Source organism: Atlantibacter hermannii, from assembly GCF_009907385.1.
Classification (GTDB): domain Bacteria; phylum Pseudomonadota; class Gammaproteobacteria; order Enterobacterales; family Enterobacteriaceae; genus Atlantibacter; species Atlantibacter hermannii_A.
Genome location: NZ_JAAATR010000102.1, coordinates 1 through 3236, shown reverse-complemented (window position 1 = coordinate 3236; position 3236 = coordinate 1). Strand labels below are relative to the sequence as shown.

Genomic DNA, 3236 nt, shown 5'->3' with positions numbered 1-3236 from the left:
GCGAGAGTAGGGAACTGCCAGGCATCAAATAAAAAGCCCTGCACTTATGTGCAGGGCTTTTTGCTTTGTCATTTCCGGAATTAAAAAGCCAGTCTGTCGACTGGCCTTGCGTTTCAGTGAATAACCTGCGACAAAAATGCGCGTGTACGCTCTGATTTCGGGTTTGCAAAGAACTCATCTGGCGGAGCTTGTTCCACAATCTCACCGCGATCCATAAAGATCACCCGATCAGCCACCGTCCGGGCAAACCCCATTTCATGTGTTACGCAAAGCATCGTCATCCCGGACTGAGCCAGACCGATCATGGTATCCAGCACTTCTTTGACCATTTCCGGATCGAGTGCCGATGTCGGCTCGTCGAACAGCATGATTTTAGGCTTCATACACAGTGACCGGGCAATCGCCACACGCTGCTGCTGCCCGCCAGAGATTTGGCCGGGAAACTTGTGAGCATGCTCGGCGATACGCACTCGCTCAAGATAATGCATGGCCAGCGCCTCGGCTTCTTTCTTCGGCAGTTTGCGCACCCAAATCGGGGCCAGCGTGCAGTTTTGCAGCACAGTTAAATGAGGGAATAAATTAAAGTGCTGGAACACCATTCCTACTTCCGTGCGCACCCGCTCAATATTACGCAGATCGTCGTTAAGCTCGATGCCATCCACCACAATACGGCCCTGCTGATGCTCTTCAAGATGGTTAATACAGCGGATCGTCGTGGACTTGCCGGAGCCTGACGGACCGCAAAGCACAATCCGTTCGCCCTGTTTTACCTTCAGATTGATGTCCTTCAGAACATGAAACTGCCCATACCATTTATTCACATTTTCGAGCGTTATCATCGCGTCGGCAGATTGCATCGTTATATTACTCATGGGATTCCTTAGTGCGGTGTACGCCCGGTGTTAAAGCGCTGCTCAAGGTGCTGGCTGTAGCGCGACATGCTGAAACAAAAGATCCAGTAGATCATGGCGGCAAAAACGTAGCCTTCGGTCGACATGCCTAACCACGCGGGGTCGACCGTGGCTTGCTGCACGCTGCTGAAAAGATCAAACAGTCCAATAATGATCACCAGACTGGTGTCTTTAAACAGCGCGATAATGGTATTAACCAGGCCGGGAATGACCATTTTCAACGCCTGAGGGAGAATGACCAGGCCCTGGGTTTTCCAGTAACCTAAAGCGAGAGATTCTGCTGCCTCGTACTGCCCTTTGGGCAGTGCCTGTAATCCGCCGCGCACCACTTCTGCAACATACGCCGACTGGAAAAGGATCACCCCAACCAGCGCCCTGAGCAATTTATCGATACTGGTGCCTTCCGCCATAAACAGCGGCAGCATTACCGAGGACATAAACAGCACCGTGATCAAGGGTACGCCGCGCCAGAACTCAATAAAAATCACCGACAGGATGCGCACCACCGGCATGCTCGACCGGCGTCCTAACGCCAGCAGTATGCCCAGCGGCAATGCGCCAGCGATCCCTACCGCGGCGATGATCAGCGTCAATGTGAGCCCGCCCCACTGACGGGTTTCCACGCGCTCCAGTCCCCAAAAGCCGCCATACATCAGAAACCACACCACAATCGGATACACCACTGCCCATGCAGCGATGTATTTCCCACGTTGCGGCATGCCTTTCCAGAACATTGGCGTGATAGATATCAGCGTAAGGATGAGTGCCAGATTAATTCGCCAGCGCTGATCGTGTGGATAAAGTCCATACATAAACTGGCCAAATCGGGCATGGATAAACACCCAGCACGCGCCTTCCTTTGTGCAATCCGCACGCGTTTCACCTGTCCAGTTAGCCTGAAACAGCGCCCAGTTGAGCAGCGGCGGGATCAGCTCCCACATCATCCACAAACAAAACAGCGTCAGCAGACTGTTGAACCAGTTAGAAAACAGATTTTTGCGAACCCATACCCACATGCGCCCTGAGCCGGTAGCGGCTACGTGCGGGGTAGGGCTCATGAGTACTTTACTCATCATGGCTCCTTTAGCGCTCAACCAGGGCAATGTGCCGGTTATAGAGATTCATGAGCAGCGAAATTGTCAGGCTGATAATCAGATAGACCGACATTGTGATAGCGATAGTCTCAATTGCCTGGCCGGTTTGGTTCAATACCGTGCCCGCGAACAGCGAAACCATGTCCGGATAGCCAATCGCCGCCGCCAGGGAGGAGTTTTTAACGATATTGAGATACTGGCTGGTCAATGGCGGAATAATCACGCGCATGGCCTGAGGAATGATCACCTGGCGCAGGGTCACCGGGTTCGGCAGACCCAGAGAACGTGCCGCTTCATGCTGACCGTGAGGAACAGACTGGATCCCGGCGCGAATGATCTCGGCGATAAACGCTGAGGTATATACCGAGAGCGCGAGCGTCAGAGCAGCCAGTTCAGGGATCAACGCCATTCCTCCCCGGAAGTTAAAGCCGCGCAGTTCGGGCACATCCCAATGTAACGCGGCACCAAACGTCCAGTGAGCCGCTAACGGCAGCGCGATAAGCTGTATTAACGCCACCGGCCAGGTGCGCCGAAGCTGCCCCGTTTTGATTTGGTGATTCTTGTTGAATCGAAACAGGCCTGCCGAGATCGCCAGCGCTACAATGACGGCGAGAACCAATTCCAACGCGCCTTCGCCTAACGCCGGGGCAGGAATATAAAGTCCCCGGTTGCTGAGAAAGGCCAAATCAAAGGCGTTGACCGCCTGCCGCGGGCCCGGCAAATTGCGCAACACGGCAAAATACCAGAAGAAAATTTGCAATAGCGGCGGGATATTGCGGAAGGTTTCGATGTAGACGGTGGAGAGCTTGCGCAACAGCCAGTTGTCGGACAGGCGTGCCAGACCCAGAAAGAAGCCAAGAAATGACGCAAATACAATACACAGCGCGGAAACTAACAGGGTATTAAGCAGACCGACGAGAAACACCCGGCCATAGGTGTCTCCTTGCTGGTAATCAATCAAATGCTGGACTATGCCAAAACCGGCGCCGCGATCGAGAAAAGCGAATCCTGACGTAATGCCACGACTGCTAAGGTTTACGATGGTGTTGTGGATCAGGTAAACCGCAATACCAATGACGGCGGCGATTGCCAGTATTTGAAACAGCCAGGCACGAACCGCGGGATTGGAAAAGGAGAGTTCTCCTTTTGCGTTTGGGCGGCGATGGGGCATATGTGAACCTCAGTAACATAACTCTGGTCTGGGCGCTGTGGATCCACAGCGCCCGTTACA

General features: G+C 53.6%; 3 protein-coding genes. All 3 read right to left on the bottom strand.

Features of this window, described 5'->3' with window-relative positions:
• Positions 1-113: 113 nt before the first annotated feature.
• Genes GV764_RS19345 through GV764_RS19335 form a run of 3 tightly spaced genes read right to left on the bottom strand, consistent with a single transcriptional unit; the run spans position 114 to position 3176 of the window.
• Positions 114-872: an amino acid ABC transporter ATP-binding protein gene (locus GV764_RS19345; protein ID WP_161661525.1), complete on the bottom strand. Its 759-nt coding sequence runs from the start codon at positions 870-872 to the stop codon at positions 114-116.
• Positions 873-880: 8 nt separating this feature from the next.
• On the bottom strand, positions 881-1984 hold the full coding sequence (locus GV764_RS19340; protein ID WP_161661524.1) for an amino acid ABC transporter permease: 1104 nt from the start codon (positions 1982-1984) through the stop codon (positions 881-883).
• 10 nt (positions 1985-1994) lie between these two features.
• Complete coding sequence (locus tag GV764_RS19335; protein ID WP_161661523.1) at positions 1995-3176, bottom strand: amino acid ABC transporter permease; 1182 nt, start codon at positions 3174-3176, stop codon at positions 1995-1997.
• Positions 3177-3236 lie beyond the last annotated feature (60 nt).